Below are 17,922 nucleotides of genomic sequence, written 5' to 3'. Positions count from 1 at the left end.
GCTCGGGCCCCCTTGCCTGTACTGATGAGGCTTACCCGTCAGCCTTGATGTCGTACTTGATGTCGTCGCCGTCGACGGAGGTGACCTTGACGGTCACACCGAGGCTGCTGCCGTCGCTCGCGGTGAGCTTGCAGCGCATCGTGGTGCCGACCTTGCCGACAAGGTCCTTGGGGCAGGTGACGTCCGGCTTCGGCTGGCCCGTCTGAGCGGCGAGCTTCTCGGCCACCGTGTTCGCCACCTTGTCCTTGGGCAGCTTCGCCTCCTCCGACGAACAGCCCACCAGCAGCGCACCGGCGGCTGCGGCGGCGAGGCCCCAAGTGGTAAGGGAATACAGGGGCTTGGGCATGAGGTGAGCTCCGTTCGGGGCGAAAGGACCACGAGGGTCGAAGAATGACGGTCGTCGGGATGATTATCTATCAGCCCGGACTGCCCGTCCGGCCGGGTCTTCACAGTCCCCTGCTCCCGCGCGCGAACGATCTTCACGGGCCTCCCGCCTCAGGTAGCCCTTTTTCAAAACAAGATCGCCGGGCAGCTCCGGCGTCCACGCCCTCTCGCGGACGGCAGGACTCCCCGCAACCCGCGGCAAGAGGGAAGCGGCGGGCGAACGCGGTCTTCACGCAAGCCCCCGGAACGACCGCGGGCCCCGGCCACGGGAGGTGGCCGAGGCCCGGACTCACAGGTCGGCGGCCCTTACAGGCGGTGCAGCGGTAGGCCGTGAGGGACTCGAACCCTCAACCAATGGATTAAAAGTCCACTGCTCTGCCAATTGAGCTAACGGCCCGCCCCCGCAGCATAGCCCGGCAGACCGCCGGGCTTCGAAGGCATTGGCCTTCGTGCTGGGGAGGTGTCAGAGGACCGTCATCCGTTGCGCTTCCAGCGCGGCTTGTCGGCGCGGCGGTCGAACTGGCGGGCGCCCCCACGGTGATCGTCACGACGGCCGTGCGGACGCCTGTCGTCGTGGGCACGGGCGTCCCGGCCGTAGGAGGAAGTGGGGCGGCGGTCGTCGCGGCGGAAGCCGTTCCGGTCGCCCTCGCGGCGCTCACGGTTGTACGCGGGGCGGGCCTCGCGTCCGTCACGGGGACGGTCCCGGTCCCTGTCGCGGTCACGTCCGCGGTTGTAGGCCGGACGCCCACCGTCACGCCGGTCGCGGTCGCCGCCGCGCTCGTCACGCTTCCCGTCCCGGCGCTGGTCACGCTGGTCGCGCTGTTCACGGTCGCGCTGCTCGCGCTCCTCGCGGCGCTGCTCCCGGCGCAGCTCGCGCTGCACCTCGGCCTCGACCTCCGCGGTCAGAGCCGCCGATGCCTCGGCGACGGCGGCCTCCGGGTCGTCCCCGCGCTCGCGCGCCGCGCGCGCCGTCAACCGCTCGGACTCCTCGCGGAGTTCGGTCGCACGCCGCTGCGCGCGCTCCAGCTGCCGGCTGAGCTTGGCGACCTCGCGCTCGGCCTGCTTGGCGGCGTTCGCCGTCGAGTCGGCCTGCACTTCGGTCAACGAACGCGCACCTGTGATCCGCGTCACTTCCTCGTCGAAGACGTCGCCCCGCCCGATGATGTGCCGCGAGGCGTCGACGCCCGCGTCCTCCATCAGCCGGAAGATCTGCCGCCGCTGGTGCGGCAGCGCCAGCGAGACGACGGTGCCGGACAGCCCCGCCCTGGCGGTACGGCCCGAGCGGTGCAGGTAGTCCTTGTGGTCGCCGGCCGGGTCGACGTTGAGCACGAGGTCGATGTTGTCGACGTGGATGCCGCGGGCCGCCACGTCCGTCGCGACCAGCACGTTGACCTTGCCGTCCTTGAAGTCCGCCATGGTGCGCGTCCGTGCGCCCTGCGTCATTCCGCCGTGCAGCGCCTCCGCGCCCACGCCGCCCTCGCGCAGCTGCTCGGCCACGCGGTCGGCGCCGAGCTGCGTCCGCACGAAGATGATCGTGCGGCCCTTGCGCGAGGCGATCGCGTTGGTCACGGGCGCCTTGTCACGCGGCTTCACCACGAGCACGTGGTGGCTCATGGTCGTGACCGCGCCCTGTGCGGCGTCGACCTCGTGCACCACGGGGGTGTCCAGGTACCGCTTGACGAGCGTGTCGATCTCCTTCTCCATGGTGGCGGAGAAGAGCATCCGCTGCCCGCCCTGGGGCAGTTGGTCCATCAGCTCGGTGACCTCGGGCATGAAGCCCAGGTCCGACATCTGGTCGGCCTCGTCGAGCACGGCCACCTCGACGTCCTGGAGGGAGCAGGAACCGCGCCCGATCAGGTCGCGCAGGCGGCCGGGGGTGGCGACGAGGATGTCCACGCCGCGCTCCAGAGCCGTGATCTGGTTCGCCATGGACGTGCCGCCGCAGACGACCTTGAGCTTCAGGCCGAGCACGTCACCGTACGGCTGGAGCGCGTCGGAGACCTGCATGGCCAGCTCGCGGGTGGGCGTGAGGATGACGGCGCGGGGGCGCTTGCGCTCGGTGCGGCCGCCGGCCAGGCCGTTCAGCAGCGGCAGCCCGAAGGAGAGGGTCTTGCCGGAGCCGGTGCGGCCACGGCCGAGGATGTCCTTGCCCCGCAGCGCGTCCGGGATGGTCGCGGCCTGGATGGGAAAGGGGATGGTGACGCCGTTCTGCGCGAGCTTGCGCACCACGGGCTCGGGAAGCCCGAGATCGGCGAAGGTGACGGTGTCCTCGTCCTGCGGCAGGACAGCGTCGATCGAGGCAACAGACATGCGAAGTGCGAACCTTCCGGAGTTCAGCAGCACGCGCTCAGACTCCGTGAATTCGCAAACGACCGCCTCTATGCGGTCAGCCACGGCTGAGAGAAACGCGCCACGCGGCGCGCTCTGCAAGGGCGCCGGGCAAATGGGATCAAACGATCAACCAGCATACGCACCCCGCGGGGCGCTGCGCAAATGAGATCACGAGGGCTGCGCGGGCGCTCGGGAGAAGACTATCCGCTGGTGGGCGACGTCGGAGCCTCCGTCGGGGGCCGCGGCTGAGTGGGAGTGGGCTTCGGCACACTCGGCTTCGGCGGCGCGGGCGGCTTCGGACGCGGAGGACGAGGGGACGACGGAGAGTCCGGAACCTTCGGGGTGTCACGCGAACTGTCATCTCCCGCACCGGACTTGCCCCTCCCGTGCTTGCTGCGCCGCTCGGCGTCCTCCTCCGCCCGGCGCTCGCGGTCGCCGTCCTTCTCGTCGGCGTCGCGGCCGTGGCGTGCCCGGTGCGAGCCGTGCGCGCGCCGGGCGTCATCGCCGCTGCGCGCGCCCTCACCGTGCCTCAGGACGCTGCCCGAGAATCCGCCCTCGGGCACCTCGTCCCCCGCATCCGCGGAGGAGGCTCCGCCTCGCCTCTCCTTGGTGCCGCCGCTCGGGTCCCCGTGCACCGTCATGCATCCCTGCAGCAGGGCAAGCAACAGCACGCCGGCGGCCGTACGAGCGGCACACTTGCCAACTCCCATCAGCTGGACGGAACTTGAGCCGGAAAGGGCGGTCCGGGAACGGAACGGGGAACTGGGCGAGCGCACGGGGGAACCTCCAGGCGCCGGAAGCGGGAGCGGCGAGCCCTCTGCTCAACTGCCGCCGCGCGCAACAGGTCACGCCAACACGGCCCGTGCCAGGGCGAGTCCGGCGAACACAGCGCCCAGACCGACCAGCACGGACAGTACGGCGTTCGCCGACGCCAGCCCCCCGCGGCCCCGTTCGGCCAGCCGCAGCGTCTCGTAGGAGAACGTCGAGTACGTCGTCAGCGCCCCGCACAGCCCCGTGCCCAGGAGCGCCATGATCGGTGAACCGGCCGCTCCCGAGGCCGCTGCGCCTGTCAGCAGGCCCAGCATCAGACACCCCACGGCGTTCACCGTGAAAGTGCCCCAGGGGAAGACCGATTCATGCCGCGCCTGCACGGCCCGGTCCGTCAGATACCGCAGCGGCGCGCCCACCATGCCGCCCACGGCCACCAGCACCCATGTCAACGTCCACGCACCTCCAGCAGGGCGCGCGTCGCCGCCGCACCGGCCCACACCGCGGCCAGCGCCCCCAGCAGCGTCCCGGCGAGATACGCGACAGCGATCGGCACCGCGTGCGGGCCCGCCCGGAGCAGATGCGAGGCGTCGACCGCGTAGGTCGAGAAGGTGGTGAAGCCCCCGAGCACACCCACCCCCAGGAACGGCCTCAGCAGCGCCGGCGCACGGGCGTCACGGCCGCCCTCGCCGACCAGCGCCATCAGCACGCCGATCAGGGCACAGCCCCAGAGATTGACGACGAAGATCCCCCACGGGAACCCCGCCGAGCCGCGGGCCGGAAGCCACAGCGCGAGCGCGTGACGGCCGAGGGAGCCCAGCGCGCCCCCCGCTCCGATCACGGCCAGCACCACCAGCCCGTGCCGGCCAGCCGTCTCGGACCGCTGAGCCGGTACGTGCAGGTCGACGTCGGGATCGACGGCCTCCTGCCATGGCGGCTGACCGGCGGACAGAGGCCGGCCGCCCTCCTCCGGGCCGCCCGGCCCTCCCGCCGGATCCCGGTTCGGCCCGCCCTCTGCGCTCACCCGTACCCCAGCTCGTGCAGCCGCTCGTCGTCGATTCCGAAGTGGTGCGCGATCTCGTGGACGACGGTCACCTCGACCTCGGAGACGACACCGTCACGGCCGCCGTCCTCACCGCCCACCATGCGCAGCGTCGGCCCTCTGTAGACCGTGATCCGGTCCGGCAGCACGCCCGCATACCACTCGCCCCGCTCCGTCAGCGGCGTGCCCTCGTAAAGGCCGAGCAGCTCCGGGTCCTCCGCCGGTGGCTCGTCCTCGACGAAGACCGCGACGTTGTCCATCAGCCGCGTCAGCTCGGGCGGAATGCGGTCGAGCGCCTCGGCCACCAGCCCCTCGAAGTCCTCGCGCGTCATCTCCAGCACTCGGCCATTGTCGGTCAACGCCGCTCCGCCGTGCACGGCCGGTACCGACAGCTCGCATAGGTGCCCTGCCCGACGGGCATAGGGGGCCTCATGGGCCGCGATGCCAGGAAGCCCCGTAAACCGCTCCCTCTGCCGCAATGGGTACGCAAACCGTCCGTCCCGAACCCCGCATCCCTCCTGCGCAACCGCCTCTTCCGTCGTCGGGAAGGCCGCGGCACCCGGAGCACCCGCGCGGCACGCGCCGCGTCCCCGGACACGCTCGGCCTCAGACCGGCCCCGCGCTCGTACGTACGTGCCCTCGGCCTCGTCGCGACCACCCTCGCCGGCGCCTGGCTGGGACTGCTCATCGTCGGCAGCATCGACGCGCCCGTGGGCCCCATGGACACGAAGATGGCGCTGCGGCCCTCCCTCACGGGCGGCACCAAGGTCAACGTCTCGCCACTCGGCGCCCTGGAACTGCGCAGTCACGCGGCTCCGCTCCGCCTCGACGTCGATGTCGACCAGCTGGACCAGCAGCGGGCCTCCGCCCTCGTCGACCATCCGGAACGGCTTGAAGGGCTCGAGAGCGAGATCACCTCGGACGTCCAGAAGGGCACGGGCGACCTCGCGCTGCGCTCCGCCGTCGCCGTGATCGTCGGAGCCGGGGTGCTGGGGCTCGTCGTCTACCGGCGCCCCCGCCGCGCCCTCGCGGCGAGCGGTCTCGCGCTCGCGCTGCTGGCGGCCTCGGGCGCGGCGGCGTACGCGACGTGGAACCCGAAGTCCGTGCTCGAACCCAAGTTCTCCGGGCTGCTGGCCAGCGCCCCCTCCGTCGTCGGCAACGCGCGCAGCATCGTCACCGACTTCGACATCTACCAGCGGGAGTTGGCGCGTCTCGTCACCAACGTGACCAAGCTCTACGAGGCGACCTCCACGCTCCCCGCCTACCAGCCGGACCCCTCCACGACCCGCGTCCTCCACGTCTCGGACATCCACCTCAACCCGGCGGCCTGGCAGATCATCAAGTCGCTCGTCGAGCAGTACGAGATCGACGCGATCATCGACACGGGCGACACGATGGACCACGGCACCTCCGCCGAGAACGGCTTCCTCGAACCCGTGACGGACCTGGGCGCCCCGTACATCTGGGTGCGCGGCAACCACGACTCGGCCGAAACGCAGAAGGCGTTCGAGGAGCTCGCGAAGAAGAAGGGCAGCAACGTCCACGTCCTCGACGACGGTGTGCCGCTCAACGTCGCCGGGCTGCGCCTCGCCGGCTGGGGCGACCCGCAGTTCACGCCGGACCGTTCCGTCAAGCCGCAGGGCGACCCGCGCGAACGCCAGGAGGGACGGCGCCTGGCCCTGGCGCTGCGCGCCCAGAAGGCCTCGGACACACCGGTCGACATCGCCGTCTCCCACAACCCCGTCCTGGTCAAGCAGACCGACGGGCTCGTGCCGCTCGCTCTCGCCGGACACACGCACCAGCGCACCCAGGAGCGGCTGCCGCGGCACACCCGGCTGATGATCGAGGGCTCGACGGGCGGCGGCGGCCTGCGCGCCGTGGAGAAGGAGAAACCGCAGAAGGTCTCCGCATCCGTCCTCTATCTGGGCCGGGACGACGGCAAGCTGCAGGCCTGGGACGAGATCACCCTGGGCGGGCTGGGCCTGACCACCGCGGAGGTCACACGCCACCTCGCGGAGGACAAGGGGGACTCCCCCCGCTCGCCCTCGCCCTCTCCCTCACCGGGATCCAGCTCGCCGGACTCGGGTTCGGACTCGGGTTCGCCGGGCCCCACGTTCAGCTCCCCCGGGCCCACGCCGGCGGCATCCCCGGCGAACTCCCCGTAACCGTTTTGGCGAACGCTCCGCTATCCCATATGCTTCTCACGTCCCCGACGCGCTGGCTCAGTGAAGCGCTCAGGTGGGCCATCAGCCCTCATCGTCTAGTGGCCCAGGACGCCGCCCTTTCAAGGCGGTAGCACGGGTTCGAATCCCGTTGGGGGCACGCACCATCCTGTGCGAGACTGGTGCTCGCGCGATGCTTGGTCCTGTGGAGCAGTTTGGAGTGCTCGCCACCCTGTCAAGGTGGAGGCCGCGGGTTCAAATCCCGTCAGGACCGCTGTCCTCGGGTTGCTTCGCCTCCTGAGGCCATCCCGACCGAGGGCTTCGCCCCCGGACCCCGGGCTGGGTAGCTCAGTTGGTACGAGCGTCCGCCTGAAAAGCGGAAGGTCGCCGGTTCGACCCCGGCCCCAGCCACCGAAGTTGAACAGCGAAGAGCCCCCGCCAAGATCATCGGCGGGGGCTTCGCTGTGCCGGACGGCGATTGTCGTCGCACGGCTCCGGCCTGGCACCGCTCCAGTCGACCTGCGACGCCGGCCCGGTCCGTGCCGAGGCCCGGAGAACTAGCATGACCTGGTGGCAGTGGACCTCTTCGCAGGCATCCCCGTCCGGGACTACGCACGGGCAGCCGCCTGGTACGAGCAACTCCTCGGCGCCCCGCCCTCGTTCGTGCCCAACGACACCGAGGCGGTGTGGGAGCTCGCCGACCACCGATTCCTGGTCATCGAGGTGCGGCCCGAGCATGCCGGTCACGCCCTGCACACCGTCTTCGTCGACGACTTCGAGGACCGCATCGCCCAGATCTCGGCGAGGGGCCTGGAGCCGGTCGCGCGCGAGACCTACGGCAACGGCGTGCGCAAGGCCGTCTTCCGCGACCCGGACGGCAACGAGACCGGCTTCGGCGGCGGCCCGGTCTGACCGGGACGACTGGGCAGCACCCGGGGGCCGTTCGTCGCGTCCCTGCCGCTCACGCACCGGATGGGACGGGGAGTCAGGGGAAACCGAGGTCTGCGGGCTACTTGAGCCGCGGCGCCCAGCGCATGGGCCGCCGACGCCGGCAGATCGAGGCTCACCGCCGCCCGAGCTGCGGGCACTTGGAGCTCCTCGCACGCCAACCTGTGTGACCCACGGAGACCCTGGCCGTCCTTCCGGCCCCGACGCTCCCGTATTCAGCCGGCAACTGATGCGCACGGCGGATGACACTCCCGGCCGGCGGGTGGGCATCACAGCCGCGCATGGGTGCGGGCAATCTCCTTGAGCGCCATCCGAGCTTCTGGCGTACCCGCAGAGGTCCGCCAGTACGGGTGGTCGGCGATGAGCCGGGACAGCTGCTGCAGGCGCCGCCTGTGCTCGGTCGTGCCATGGCTGGACGCGGCGTTCGCGAGCCGCCAGTACGTGGCGTACCAGGCCGTCTGGGCCTCCAGAAGATCACGAGGGAAGGCGTTGGCATCCATGACCCCGAGTAGATCGTATGTTCGATTTATTGGGCAACCGGGCACGCAGCGATTCGCTGTGCCGGGGCCGCACCGAACGGCCTCGGGTCCCGCCGGCTTGACGACGGGGACCCGAGGATGGGCCGGGGCTGTATGCAGATACGGGCGGTGCCACAGGGCGAGGGCTGTCAGCGGGTACGTGCCGCGTTGATGGCGGCCACGGCGCCCCGGGCGTCGCCGACGTTGGCGAAGTCGACGGCGACGAAGTTCACGGGCCGGCCGCGTTCGGCCCCGCAGCGACGGGCGCGGTCCAGCACGAAGTTCTTCGCGTTGACCTGGCCGGCGTCAAGGCGGCTGCCGCCCGCGTCGGTAATGAAGTGGTTGAGCAGGAAGAGCCGCTTGCCGGTGCCGCCGCGGTTGGGTGCGCAGCTCATCTTCCGGGGATGGCGGAAGTCGTACGGGGTCTCCATTCCGTAGCGGTAGAAGCCGCGGTACCAGGCGGCCGGCCCGCCCGACCCCTCCGAGAAGACGACCAGACGCTTGTTGTCGGCGACCATGTCGCCCAGCGTCGGCCACGGGGTCTTCGGGTCGCTGTCCGGGGTGAACAGCAGGTCCTGCAGACCCGCCTCGCGGAAGGCGGAGGCCGTCTGTCCGCCGGAGATTCCGCTCTGGACGATCAGCGTGACCACCTCCCCCGGGTGCTGGTCCATCCATGTGCGGATCTCGCGCAAGGTGTCGACGAGTGGAAGCGCGCCGGCGCGGCAGACCGCATGACACAGCCATGGACCGGGCCGGGCGGGACCGGTCTTGTCGATGAGCTCCGCGACCTTCCCTCGCATGCGGGGTGCGAAGTCGGAGACCTTCAGCCGCTCGGCGACCTGGTCGGAGCGTTCCCAGAGGTGGGTGTCGACGAGCAGCGCGCGGGCGCCGTCGTCCAGCTGGGTCTTGATGTCGCCGTCCTGGAGGGGGCTGATGAACCGGTCGGCGGTCGAGGACATCGAGTTGTGCGTCGTCAGATAGGCGGCCTGGTCGTAGCGAAGGCCGCACATCTCGGCCGATCCGTTGCAGTACGTCCGCTCCGGCCCGCCGGCCGCGCTGGGTGCGAACACGACGCCGAGCACGACCGAAGCCGCCAGGGCAACCGAGGCGATGCCCACCAGACGCGTGCGCGTACGCCGGGTCATCGCGACCAGGGCGGTCCGCACGGCCCGGTGCCGCTCCCGTACGTATGTCGCGGCCACCAGCAGCGCACCGGCGGCGAACGGCACGGCGGCCGCCGACAGTCCCGCGGTGGTGAAGGTGGCGAGGGCGTTGCGCTCCAGGTCCTCCACGAGGCCGGCCAGCGACGCCGGCCAGGTCGCGGGAGCCTGCCAGAGAAGGTCGTCGGCACCCCGGCGCACCGCCCAGAACAGAGCGGCCGGCAAGGCGCCGCCAGCGGCGAGGGTCCAGCCGACGGTTCGCAGCCGGCGTGTCCGCCGTCCCGGTGGCCCGGACACCCAGAGGAAGACGACGGCGAGACCTCCGACGACGACGGACAGCGTCTGCGCCGGGCCCTGCATGAAGCGGGTGGCGTCGCGTGCCGACTCCAGGGCGCCCGTGTCGAAGCCCGCGCCCTTCAGGTCCCGGACGGCGTTCCAGCGGCCGCCGTCGGCCATGCGGAGCAGGTCCCGTCGACTATTCTCACCGCTGCCGGCCTTGCTGCCGGGCAGATGCGGCCCGGCGGCCGCCAGAGCCGTGCCCGCGTCACCCACCGCGAGCGCGCCCTCGACCTGCGGTCGCAGCGAGGACCTCTCGTCCGCGGGCACGCCGGAGAGCAACGCCGAACTCACCGTGTCCACAGCCCGGTCGCTGAGCTCCACCCTGGGCAGGTCGGCCGGCTTGCGGCCCTCCGCGATCCTGTCCAGGGCCTTGTCCAGGCGGGCGAGCGCCGCCGACACATCCGACTCCGGCGAGGCCCGATGCCCGGAGGCCAGATCGCCCAGGTACACCTGCGCGAGCTCGCCGACGTTCGCAAGGACCGGTCGCAGGTTCACAGACACCCCCAGGGCGTCGGAGTCACCCCGGAAGTAGCCGACCAGAGCGGCGATCTGCTCGTCCGTCAGCTGCCGGACCGTGGCCGGGGGCAGCACCGTCTTCAGGTTGGCCGTCACCACGGATTCCGGCACGGGCAACCGGGACAGCAGGCTCTTGGTGACGGGGTGCGAGCGCGGGTCGACGAGGACCTTGTCGTACAGCCGGTCGTACGCGCGCTCGTCGTCCAGCACGCCCTGGTAGTAACCGCGCTCCAGAACCGTTGCGCGCAGCGTCGCAGCGCCGACGAGGGCCGTGACGCACACGACTGCCACCAGGCACGCCAGCACCCGTACGGGCCCCACCCAGCGCGCGTGCCGCCACGCCGCCGCGGGGTGAGCGCGACGCAGGAACTCGCTGCGCACGGCGCCAGACGCGGCCATCGTCCGCCCTCCAGCTCTCCGGGTCCGGGTCGGGAGAGCCCCGTGGTGCAGGGGCCCGGCCTGGCTGCGTTCCCGAATCCGGCCGCACCCATGCCGATTCCCACTCGACAGCGGTACGACTGAAGGCTGCCGACGCAGCCACACACGTGCAGGAGGACGGCACGGCCTCGGCAGAACCCGGGGAGGCCTCGGCAGAACCGCGCACCGTTCGCCGCATGCCGTGGCATGCCACGGCATGCCACCGGGACGGCGTGCGGCGGGGGCCGCGTGCGCCGTCTGACTCGTCACGCCGGTTTATGCGCTCCGCGCGTGAGACCACCCCGTCACGCCCTACCGGCCTGCTCTTCTCGCTTGTTTAGATCGTTCTGCGCGCCCCGGGTTCGCCGCCGGACACCGCCGCCGAACGATCCGCCCGAACCGTCCACGATCAACGTGCCACGACCCTCGGCGCACACGCCGGGCCCGACTGACGACGACCACCAGAACCGGACCCACGAGAACCGAACCCGGGATGCGTGCCCTTGCGGCCCCGCATCCCCGAGAAGCGCGGCCGATCGCCACTCGCCGGCCATTCCCGTACCGACGCAGCCACCGACGCAGCCGGAGTCCTGGAGAACGTCCAGCTCGGCCGGACTGCGGACCGACCGTGTGGAGTACGCACCATGAGCACGTCCACCAACGTCACCGCCGGATTCTCACCGCCCCGCCCTCCCCGACCCCCAGGTGCCATGCCGAAGCGGCGCCTGGGAGCCGTCCCCGGACTGAGGTACAGGCCCGCCGCACCGGCCGACCCGGAGAAGGCGGCCGAGATCGACCGACGGCTGCAGGACTGGGCACGGGAGCAGGACCTGTTCCCACCGGAATGGACGGGGGACTTCACACAGTTCAGGTTCGGCCGGGCCGTGGTCCTCCAGCATCCCGAGGCGGCGGATCTCGAACGCCTCACCGTCGCAGGCAAGTTGCTGCTGGCCGAGAACATGGTCGACAGCTGCTACTGCGAGGAGGACGAGGGCAGGGGCGGCGCGCACCGTGGCCTGGGCGGCCGGCTCGTCGTGGCCCAGTCGGCGCTCGACCCGTTCCACGGCCCGCCCGAGCAGGAGGAGGAGTGGCGCCGGGGCGTGCAGGCCGACGGCCCGCTGCGTTCGTACCACTGCGCGTTGAAGGACTACGCGGCCATCGCCACGCCGAGCCAGACCGATCGATTCGTGCACGACATCGCCAGGCTGCACCTGGGCTATCTCGCCGAGGCCTCCTGGGCGGAGACCCGCCATGTGCCGCAGATCTGGGAGTACTTGGTGATGCGGCAGTTCAACAACTTCCGTCCCTGCCTGTCCATCGTCGATGCCGTGGACGGTTACGAACTGCCCGAACCGCTCTACGCCCGGCCGGAAATCCAACGGATCACCGCCCTCGCCTGCAACGCGACGACGATCGTCAACGATCTGTACTCCTTCACCAAGGAGCTGGCGAGCGACCCGGCACACCTGAATCTGCCGCAAGTGGTCGCAGCGAACGACAAGTTCGGTCTCAAGGCCGCCTATCTGAAGAGCGTCGAGATCCACAACCAGGTGATGGAGGCGTTCGAGACGGAGTCCGCGCTGGCCTCCGCGACGTCGCCCCTCGTCGAGAGGTACGCCCGCAGCCTGGCCGCCTGGGTGTCCGGCAACCACGAATGGCACGCCACCAACACCGACCGCTACAGCCTGCCCAACTACTGGTGATCAGGGTCCGTCCGACCGACCGGCCGCACTTCTACGCACTACGGCAAGGAGCCATCGTTGGCCACCTCTCACACCGGCACCACCTTCGCGACGGTGCCGAATCAGTCCACGTACCAGACCCGTGTCGCGGACTACTGGAACGCCGAAGAGAACCCGGTCAACCTCGAACTCGGAAAGGTCGACGACCTCTACCACCATCACTACGGCGTGGGAGAGGCCGACCGGTCGGTGCTGGACGAGTCCGATCCTGACAAGCGGGGCGAGCGGATCACCCGCGAACTGCACCGGCTGGAACACGCCCAGGCCGAGCTGCTCGCCTCTCACCTCGGTGAACTCTCCCCCACCGACCGCGTCTTCGACGCCGGCTGCGGACGTGGGGGAGGCAGCGTGGTGGCGAATCTGCGGTACGGCTGCCACGCCGACGGGGTGACGCTCTCCACCAAGCAGGCCGAGTTCGCCAACGAGCAGGCACGCGCGCGGGGCATCGGCGGCAAGGTCCGCTACCACCACCGCAACATGCTGGACACCGGGTTCGACTCGGGTGCGTACGCGGCGTCCTGGAACAACGAGTCCACCATGTACGTCGAGTTGGACCTGCTGTTCGCGGAGCACGCGCGGCTGCTGCGACGCGGCGGCCGCTACGTGGTGATCACCGGCTGCTACAACGACACCTACGGGCAGGCTTCCCGAGAGGTCTCCCTCATCAACGCCCACTACATCTGCGACATCCATCCCCGCTCGGCGTACTTCCGCGCCATGGCCCGCAACCGGCTCGTACCCGTACACGTCCAGGACCTGACGGCCGCCACCATTCCGTACTGGGAACTGCGCCGGGAGGCCGATCGCCTGGTCACGGGCATCGAGGACACCTTCTTGAACGCGTACCGCAACGGCAGTTTCCAGTACCTGCTGATCGCCGCCGACCGGGTGTGACGCTCCCGTCGCCACGGTGCGTCGCCGGCGCTGCGGCCGGGGACGCACCGTGGCTCCGGCCGGGACGCTGACACCTCTGCGGATCCTGAGCAGCGGAGCACGCGCTCCACAGACGGGCACCGGACCTGCCGTCGAGGCAGGCCCGGTGCTGTCCGCTTCGCCGCCGAGCGGCCGCCGCGCCGCCGCTTACGGCGCGTAGAGGAATGTGCCGGGCTCGTTGGAGAAGGCGTAGCCGAAGCCGGCGTCGGCTGACGGGGTACCGAGGTCCACCGGGTTGAAGGCGAGCGAGCCGGTCGCAGTGAGGCCGCTCGACGTGCCGCGCAACGACCAGACCGCTCCCGTCTTGTTCTCCTCCGGTGCGGAGACGGCCAGTTCGGCCTTGGCATCCTTCGTGACGTCCAGCAGGCGCACCGCCCCGCCGAATCGGTCGCCGGCCTCGGCCACGCCCGGGATCCCGGACGTGTCCTGGTGGAAGGCCTGCGCGCCGGTGCCGCTGAGACCGCCGGAGCGTCCCTTCAGCAGGACGACGGCGCCCGCTGCCTTCTTCGTGCCGATGGCCTCGAAGGGCACACCGGCGGCGAGGTCCGCGTAGCCGTCGCCGGTGACGTCGCTCGCGTCGAGCCGGGCGCCGAACTGGTCGCCCTTCTCGCTGGTGCCCGGGACGCCCGCGGTGTTCTGCGTGATCGTCCGGGTGCGGGTGGCACTTGGACCGTCCGCGGTGCCGTAGTAGACCTTCACGGTGCCCGCGTCGTACGGCAGGTCTTCGGTGATGCCGTTCGGGACGGTACGGGTCGCCAGGTCGCCCTTGCCGTCCTTGTCGAAGTCGCCGATGACGGCCGCGGCCGCGGAGCTCAGCTGCTTCGCGTCCGTCGAGAGACCGGAAGCGGTGCCGGGCCAGAACCGGCCGCCTTCTGCGTGGTTCTGGTAGACGTAGAACGTGGCCAGGTCGTCGATGCCGTCGCCCGTCACGTCGCCCGCGGTGGTGATGTAGATGTCGTTGTCGGTGGTGAACATGTCGATCTGCTGCTCGTCAGCCGCTTCGCCGTCGCGGGTGAACGGGCCGGAGAGCACCGAACGGAACTCCCAGTCGTCGCCGTACTGCATGAACAGGTCGGTGCTGCCGTCGCCGTTGAAGTCGCCGGCGGTCAGGTTGGCCCCCACCTGCCAGTAAGGGGTGGCCGGGGCCGCGATGGTCGCCGAGTCCTGGCCGCTGATCGCTCCCGTACGGCCCCAGAGGACGGTCACAGAGCCGTAGCCGTTGGTGACCTGTTCGCCCGATGACCGCACGGCGATGTCGGTGAGGCCGTCGCCGTCGAGGTCGCGGGCGATCAGCTTGGCACCGAAGTAGTCCTCGGCCTCTGCCGTGCCCGGGACGCCTGCGGTGTTCTGGCTGATGTACGTGCTGTTGCCGGCGTCGAGCCCGGACGCGGAGCCGTAGGTGACGACGACATACCCGGCCCTGGCCTGTCCCGCGATCGTCGCCCCGGGGGCCGCGGTGGCCACGTCCTGGTATCCGTCCCCGTTGAAGTCCTCCTGTACGGAAGCCTCCTTCGCCGCCTTCCCCCCGGCGGTCTCCGCCTGGCCGGTCGCCGATGCCGCTCCTCCTGTGAGCGCGACGGCGAGCCCTGCCACGAGTGCACACAGTGTGCGAACGCGCATTACCCCTCCAAGTCCCCCCGATGCGCCTGGCGGCGCCGGTACGAGTGAGACTCGCGCCATGACCGAAAAGTTGTGCGCCAACTGGTTCGTCCTCAATCGGGAGCAACGTTCGAACCCTCCCGATCCGCCTCCGAGGTGAGATCCGACCGGACCTGTCCGCCCCTGTCCGACCTTGGTCGCCCCGACTCGGCCCCGTCGAAGCAACTTTGGCGCGCGAGGACGGTTACAGGAATCAAGCTTGCTTGCTTGGATATGAGGTGTACGTATCCCCACCCCCCACGGGAGACGAACATGCCACCCTCAGCATCCGCCGACCCCACGCCCGCACCCCCGCCCCGGAGGCCGGGAGGACTGCGCGGCCTCAAGGGCCTTGCCGCCGCCGGCGCCCTCGCCGCGACAGCGCTCGTGGCGACCGGCTCATCGGCCACAGCGGCACCCGAAGCGAAAGCCCGGTCAGGGGAGAAGGCCGCGGCCGAAGCCCCGAGCCTCAAGGTGCTCAGCTACAACACGTTCCTCTTCAACAAGCTCATCTATCCCACCTGGGGCCAGGACCACAGGGGAGATGCGATCCCCGACGCGGACTTCTTCCAGGGCAACGACGTGGTCGTGCTCCAGGAGGCGTTCGAGAACTCCGTCTCCGACAAGCTCCAGGAGAAGGCCGCGGGCCAGTACCCGCACCAGACCCCCGTGCTGGGCCGCAGCAAGAGCGGCTGGGACGCGACGGGCGGTTCGTGGTCGGACATCGCACCCGAGGACGGCGGCGTCACGATCCTCAGCAAGTGGCCCATCGTCCACAAGGAACAGTTCGTCTACGACCACGGCTGCGGCGCCGACTACCTCTCCAACAAGGGCTTCGTGTACGCCGTGCTCGACGTAGGCGGCACCAAGGTGCACGTCGTCGGCACCCACGTCCAGGCGGGCGACTCGGCCTGCGGGGACGGCGAGGCGAAGAAGATACGCGCCGAGCAGTTCCGCGCGATCGACTCCTTCCTCGACGAGAAGAAGATCCCCGCGGACGAAGAAGTCATGGTCGCGGGCGACTTCAACACCGACTCGCGGGGCGACGAGTACGCATCCATGCTCGCCAACGCCGACCTCGCCCCCGCCGACGCCCGTACCGGACACCCCTACTCCTCGGACCACCAGACGAACTCGATCGCCAAGGGACGGGACCCGGACGGCGGCCGGTCCGACCTGGACTACGTGCTGCACCGCAACGGCCACGCCCGTCCCGCGGGCTGGCAGAACGAGGTCATCAAGGAGGAGTGCGCGCCCTGGGAGACCTCGGAGGGCACGTTCACGAACCTCTCCGACCACTACCCGGTGATCGGCGGCCCCGCCTCGTAGGGCGGGCGTGAGCAACGACGGACCCCCGGCCCAGTGTGCCGGGGGTCCGTCGAACCGGTATCGGTCTGCGGGGTCCGGGACGGCGGCGTCTCAGGTGCGGTGCCGGCTTCGCGCCGGTCTCAGGCCGGGACTGGGCACAGGGCTTCGGACGCCCTCAGCTTCCCGCACGGCACGATCATCCACGGCGGCAGCTGATCCTCACGGTCCTCTTCCGCGGACCGCTGCTGCCCGTTCGACGAGTTCAGCGCAACGACAGCGCTCACGACGGCGGCCACGGCGCTGACGACGGCACTGAGCGAATTGACGAGATCGAGTGGTTCCATCGTCATCGCCCTCCCTTCGTCCGCAGTGAGTTGCCTGGTGACACAATGTCAGCTCAGCAGGCCGTGGCGACAGATGATTTTGCGACGACGACGCCTCCGTGACGCAAAGGTTCCTGTCGTCTCCGCGTCACCGCTCCCCGCCCCGCCGCCGGGCGTCCAGCCATAGGAAGACGGCCATGCCCACCAGCGCCCACACGGTGAGCACCAGATAGGGCATCACGTGCTCGTGGCCCGAGAAGTAGACGGCCGTGTGCTGGGCGTTGACGGACGCGCCCGGAGGGAGCCAGCGGCCCACCGCGCCCAGCACCGAGGGGAGCAGCGGCCAGGAGACCGCGCCGCCGGAGGACGGATTGCCGAGGAGCACCATCAGCAGCCAGGTGGGGATCATCGCCCAGCGTCCGATGAGGGCGTTGAACATCACGAAGACCATGCCCGAGGTGAACATGGTGAGCGCGAGGATCATCCAGGAGTGCACGAAGGGCAGATGCACGGCCTGCAGGAACCAGCCCACCATCGCGGCGATGATGAAGCCGCCGATCAGCGCATAGGCGGTGATGAAGGAGATCCGGGCGGCCGGGGAGAGTTCCGGGACGTTGATGGTGAGCTGGATCGCGCCGATGAAGCCGATGACGTCGGCGGCGAGTGTCATGTAGAAGATCGTCAGTCCGCGCGGGTCGCCCCTGCCGAGCGGCTTGAGATCCTTGACCGTCACGCTCACGCCCACCTTTTCCCCGACCTTCGGCGCGGTCTGCTGCAGCACCTCGGCCACCGAGGCGCCGGCTGCGCTCGCGAGATTCAGCTCGACGCGGTCCCGGGCGTCCGCCCGCAGCACCGCGAACACCTTCTGGTCGTCGACGGCCTCCTCCGCCTGGGCGAACGTGCGGTAGCGGTGCACCTTGAGCGATGAGCCGAGCGCCTTCTCCAGGCCGTCGATGAAGGCGCGGGCACTGCGTTCGCCCTCGGGGCGTTCCACGACCGCCGCCGGGATGGTGCGGGGCGTGGGGTCGGCCATGGCATAGATGTAGGAACTGGCGAAGAGCCCGGCCGCCGCGGCGACGATGAGCGCGAGCACGGTCGCGGGGAAGAACGGCGTGTGCCTGAAGGCGCGCCATCCGGAGCGCAGGCCCATCGGCGGGCGCTGCACGCCCCTCGCACCGTGCCGTCCAGACGGACCATGGGAGTCGTCTGCGCCCGGCGAGCCGTCCGGGGGCTGCGGATCACGCGGGTGGTGCGGCTCCGGCTCGCGCGGTTCGCTCATGCGCGCCACCCTAGGTCCGATATGCGCCGTTCATGGGCTTTGCTGCTTCCCTTCCGGTGTCTGCGTACGACGTCCACCGGTGCCGTCAACGGCCCCCGGCGAGCGTTCCGGGAG

At 70.4% G+C, this 17,922-nt stretch carries 16 protein-coding genes and 4 tRNA genes; 8 read left to right on the top strand and 12 right to left on the bottom strand.

The window, feature by feature from the left end; translation table 11 throughout:
- Nucleotides 1-31 precede the first annotated feature (31 nt).
- The 7 genes from I004_RS0124020 to I004_RS0123990 all read right to left on the bottom strand — a co-directional run bounded on the left by I004_RS0124020 (nucleotide 32) and on the right by I004_RS0123990 (nucleotide 4,866).
- Nucleotides 32-346 carry a DUF4333 domain-containing protein gene (locus I004_RS0124020; protein ID WP_028437588.1) on the bottom strand — a complete coding sequence of 105 codons (315 nt, stop codon included), beginning with the start codon at nucleotides 344-346 and terminating at the stop codon, nucleotides 32-34.
- A 362-nt stretch (nucleotides 347-708) separates the two neighbouring features.
- A tRNA-Lys gene (locus tag I004_RS0124015) sits at nucleotides 709-781 on the bottom strand.
- Nucleotides 782-858: 77 nt separating this feature from the next.
- On the bottom strand, nucleotides 859-2,694 hold the full coding sequence (locus tag I004_RS0124010; RefSeq protein WP_078511747.1) for a DEAD/DEAH box helicase: 1,836 nt from the start codon (nucleotides 2,692-2,694) through the stop codon (nucleotides 859-861).
- 221 nt (nucleotides 2,695-2,915) lie between these two features.
- Nucleotides 2,916-3,425 (bottom strand): hypothetical protein, encoded by a 510-nt coding sequence (locus tag I004_RS0124005; protein WP_158677080.1) that lies wholly within the window; start codon nucleotides 3,423-3,425, stop codon nucleotides 2,916-2,918.
- A 135-nt stretch (nucleotides 3,426-3,560) separates the two neighbouring features.
- Nucleotides 3,561-3,935: a fluoride efflux transporter CrcB gene (gene crcB / locus I004_RS0124000; RefSeq protein ID WP_028437585.1), complete on the bottom strand. Its 375-nt coding sequence runs from the start codon at nucleotides 3,933-3,935 to the stop codon at nucleotides 3,561-3,563.
- The gene (locus I004_RS0123995; protein ID WP_028437584.1) at nucleotides 3,932-4,435 is read right to left on the bottom strand and encodes a FluC/FEX family fluoride channel; all 504 of its coding nucleotides are present in this window, start codon (nucleotides 4,433-4,435) and stop codon (nucleotides 3,932-3,934) included. Before I004_RS0123995 ends, crcB begins: the two co-directional genes overlap by 4 nt.
- 68 nt (nucleotides 4,436-4,503) lie before the next feature.
- Nucleotides 4,504-4,866, bottom strand: coding sequence for a metallopeptidase family protein (locus I004_RS0123990; RefSeq protein ID WP_028437583.1), 363 nt, complete (start codon nucleotides 4,864-4,866; stop codon nucleotides 4,504-4,506).
- Between the two features lie 90 nt (nucleotides 4,867-4,956).
- On the opposite strand from I004_RS0123990, the gene I004_RS35715 reads away from it, so the two are divergent.
- The 5 genes from I004_RS35715 (at nucleotide 4,957) to I004_RS0123965 (ending at nucleotide 7,599) form a co-directional block, all read left to right on the top strand.
- The gene (locus I004_RS35715) at nucleotides 4,957-6,690 is read left to right on the top strand and encodes a metallophosphoesterase (RefSeq protein ID WP_051345365.1); all 1,734 of its coding nucleotides are present in this window, start codon (nucleotides 4,957-4,959) and stop codon (nucleotides 6,688-6,690) included.
- Between the two features lie 84 nt (nucleotides 6,691-6,774).
- A tRNA-Glu gene (locus tag I004_RS0123980) sits at nucleotides 6,775-6,847 on the top strand.
- Between the two features lie 39 nt (nucleotides 6,848-6,886).
- Nucleotides 6,887-6,961 (top strand) — tRNA-Asp (locus I004_RS0123975).
- Nucleotides 6,962-7,024: 63 nt separating this feature from the next.
- A tRNA-Phe gene (locus I004_RS0123970) sits at nucleotides 7,025-7,098 on the top strand.
- A gap of 159 nt (nucleotides 7,099-7,257) precedes the next feature.
- Nucleotides 7,258-7,599 carry a VOC family protein gene (locus I004_RS0123965; protein ID WP_028437582.1) on the top strand — a complete coding sequence of 114 codons (342 nt, stop codon included), beginning with the start codon at nucleotides 7,258-7,260 and terminating at the stop codon, nucleotides 7,597-7,599.
- Between the two features lie 305 nt (nucleotides 7,600-7,904).
- Here I004_RS0123965 and I004_RS0123960 read toward each other — a convergent pair whose 3' ends face one another.
- Nucleotides 7,905-8,135, bottom strand: a complete 231-nt coding sequence (locus I004_RS0123960) for a hypothetical protein (protein WP_028437581.1) — start codon at nucleotides 8,133-8,135, stop codon at nucleotides 7,905-7,907.
- Nucleotides 8,136-8,302: 167 nt separating this feature from the next.
- Nucleotides 8,303-10,567 (bottom strand): phosphoinositide-specific phospholipase C-related protein, encoded by a 2,265-nt coding sequence (locus I004_RS0123955; protein ID WP_486580188.1) that lies wholly within the window; start codon nucleotides 10,565-10,567, stop codon nucleotides 8,303-8,305.
- Nucleotides 10,568-11,229: 662 nt separating this feature from the next.
- Between I004_RS0123955 and I004_RS0123950 the strand changes: the two genes are divergently transcribed.
- Entirely contained in the window at nucleotides 11,230-12,288 is a 1,059-nt protein-coding gene (locus I004_RS0123950; protein WP_028437579.1) for a family 2 encapsulin nanocompartment cargo protein terpene cyclase, read from the top strand.
- Between the two features lie 57 nt (nucleotides 12,289-12,345).
- Nucleotides 12,346-13,221: a geranyl diphosphate 2-C-methyltransferase gene (locus I004_RS0123945; protein ID WP_028437578.1), complete on the top strand. Its 876-nt coding sequence runs from the start codon at nucleotides 12,346-12,348 to the stop codon at nucleotides 13,219-13,221.
- Between the two features lie 186 nt (nucleotides 13,222-13,407).
- Here the strand turns inward: I004_RS0123945 and I004_RS0123940 are convergent, their stop codons facing one another.
- Nucleotides 13,408-14,880, bottom strand: coding sequence for a VCBS repeat-containing protein (locus tag I004_RS0123940; RefSeq protein WP_028437577.1), 1,473 nt, complete (start codon nucleotides 14,878-14,880; stop codon nucleotides 13,408-13,410).
- Between the two features lie 291 nt (nucleotides 14,881-15,171).
- Between I004_RS0123940 and sph the strand changes: the two genes are divergently transcribed.
- The gene (gene sph, locus I004_RS0123935; RefSeq protein WP_078511729.1) at nucleotides 15,172-16,227 is read left to right on the top strand and encodes a sphingomyelin phosphodiesterase; all 1,056 of its coding nucleotides are present in this window, start codon (nucleotides 15,172-15,174) and stop codon (nucleotides 16,225-16,227) included.
- A gap of 119 nt (nucleotides 16,228-16,346) precedes the next feature.
- On the opposite strand, the gene I004_RS0123930 is transcribed toward sph, so the two are convergent.
- Nucleotides 16,347-16,556, bottom strand: a complete 210-nt coding sequence (locus I004_RS0123930; protein ID WP_028437575.1) for a hypothetical protein — start codon at nucleotides 16,554-16,556, stop codon at nucleotides 16,347-16,349.
- Nucleotides 16,557-16,677: 121 nt separating this feature from the next.
- A complete protein-coding gene (locus tag I004_RS0123925; protein ID WP_037977530.1) occupies nucleotides 16,678-17,679 on the bottom strand; it encodes an ABC-2 transporter permease in 1,002 nt (333 codons plus the stop codon).
- Nucleotides 17,680-17,922 lie beyond the last annotated feature (243 nt).

This window comes from Streptomyces sp. TAA486 (assembly GCF_000426165.1).
The sequence above is the reverse complement of the archived record's forward strand: the minus strand, read 5'-3'. Positions and strand labels throughout refer to the sequence as shown.

Coding starts and splice junctions, on each gene's coding strand:
- I004_RS0124020 (WP_028437588.1), bottom strand. CDS start 346: ATGCCCAAGCCCCTGTATTCCCTTACCACTTGGGGCCTCGCCGCCGCA.
- I004_RS0124010 (WP_078511747.1), bottom strand. CDS start 2,694: ATGTCTGTTGCCTCGATCGACGCTGTCCTGCCGCAGGACGAGGACACC.
- I004_RS0124005 (WP_158677080.1), bottom strand. CDS start 3,425: ATGGGAGTTGGCAAGTGTGCCGCTCGTACGGCCGCCGGCGTGCTGTTG.
- I004_RS35715 (WP_051345365.1), top strand. CDS start 4,957: ATGGGCCGCGATGCCAGGAAGCCCCGTAAACCGCTCCCTCTGCCGCAA.
- I004_RS0123960 (WP_028437581.1), bottom strand. CDS start 8,135: ATGGATGCCAACGCCTTCCCTCGTGATCTTCTGGAGGCCCAGACGGCC.
- I004_RS0123955 (WP_486580188.1), bottom strand. CDS start 10,567: ATGGCCGCGTCTGGCGCCGTGCGCAGCGAGTTCCTGCGTCGCGCTCAC.
- I004_RS0123950 (WP_028437579.1), top strand. CDS start 11,230: ATGAGCACGTCCACCAACGTCACCGCCGGATTCTCACCGCCCCGCCCT.
- I004_RS0123940 (WP_028437577.1), bottom strand. CDS start 14,880: ATGCGCGTTCGCACACTGTGTGCACTCGTGGCAGGGCTCGCCGTCGCG.
- sph (WP_078511729.1), top strand. CDS start 15,172: ATGCCACCCTCAGCATCCGCCGACCCCACGCCCGCACCCCCGCCCCGG.
- I004_RS0123930 (WP_028437575.1), bottom strand. CDS start 16,556: ATGACGATGGAACCACTCGATCTCGTCAATTCGCTCAGTGCCGTCGTC.
- I004_RS0123925 (WP_037977530.1), bottom strand. CDS start 17,679: ATGGGCCTGCGCTCCGGATGGCGCGCCTTCAGGCACACGCCGTTCTTC.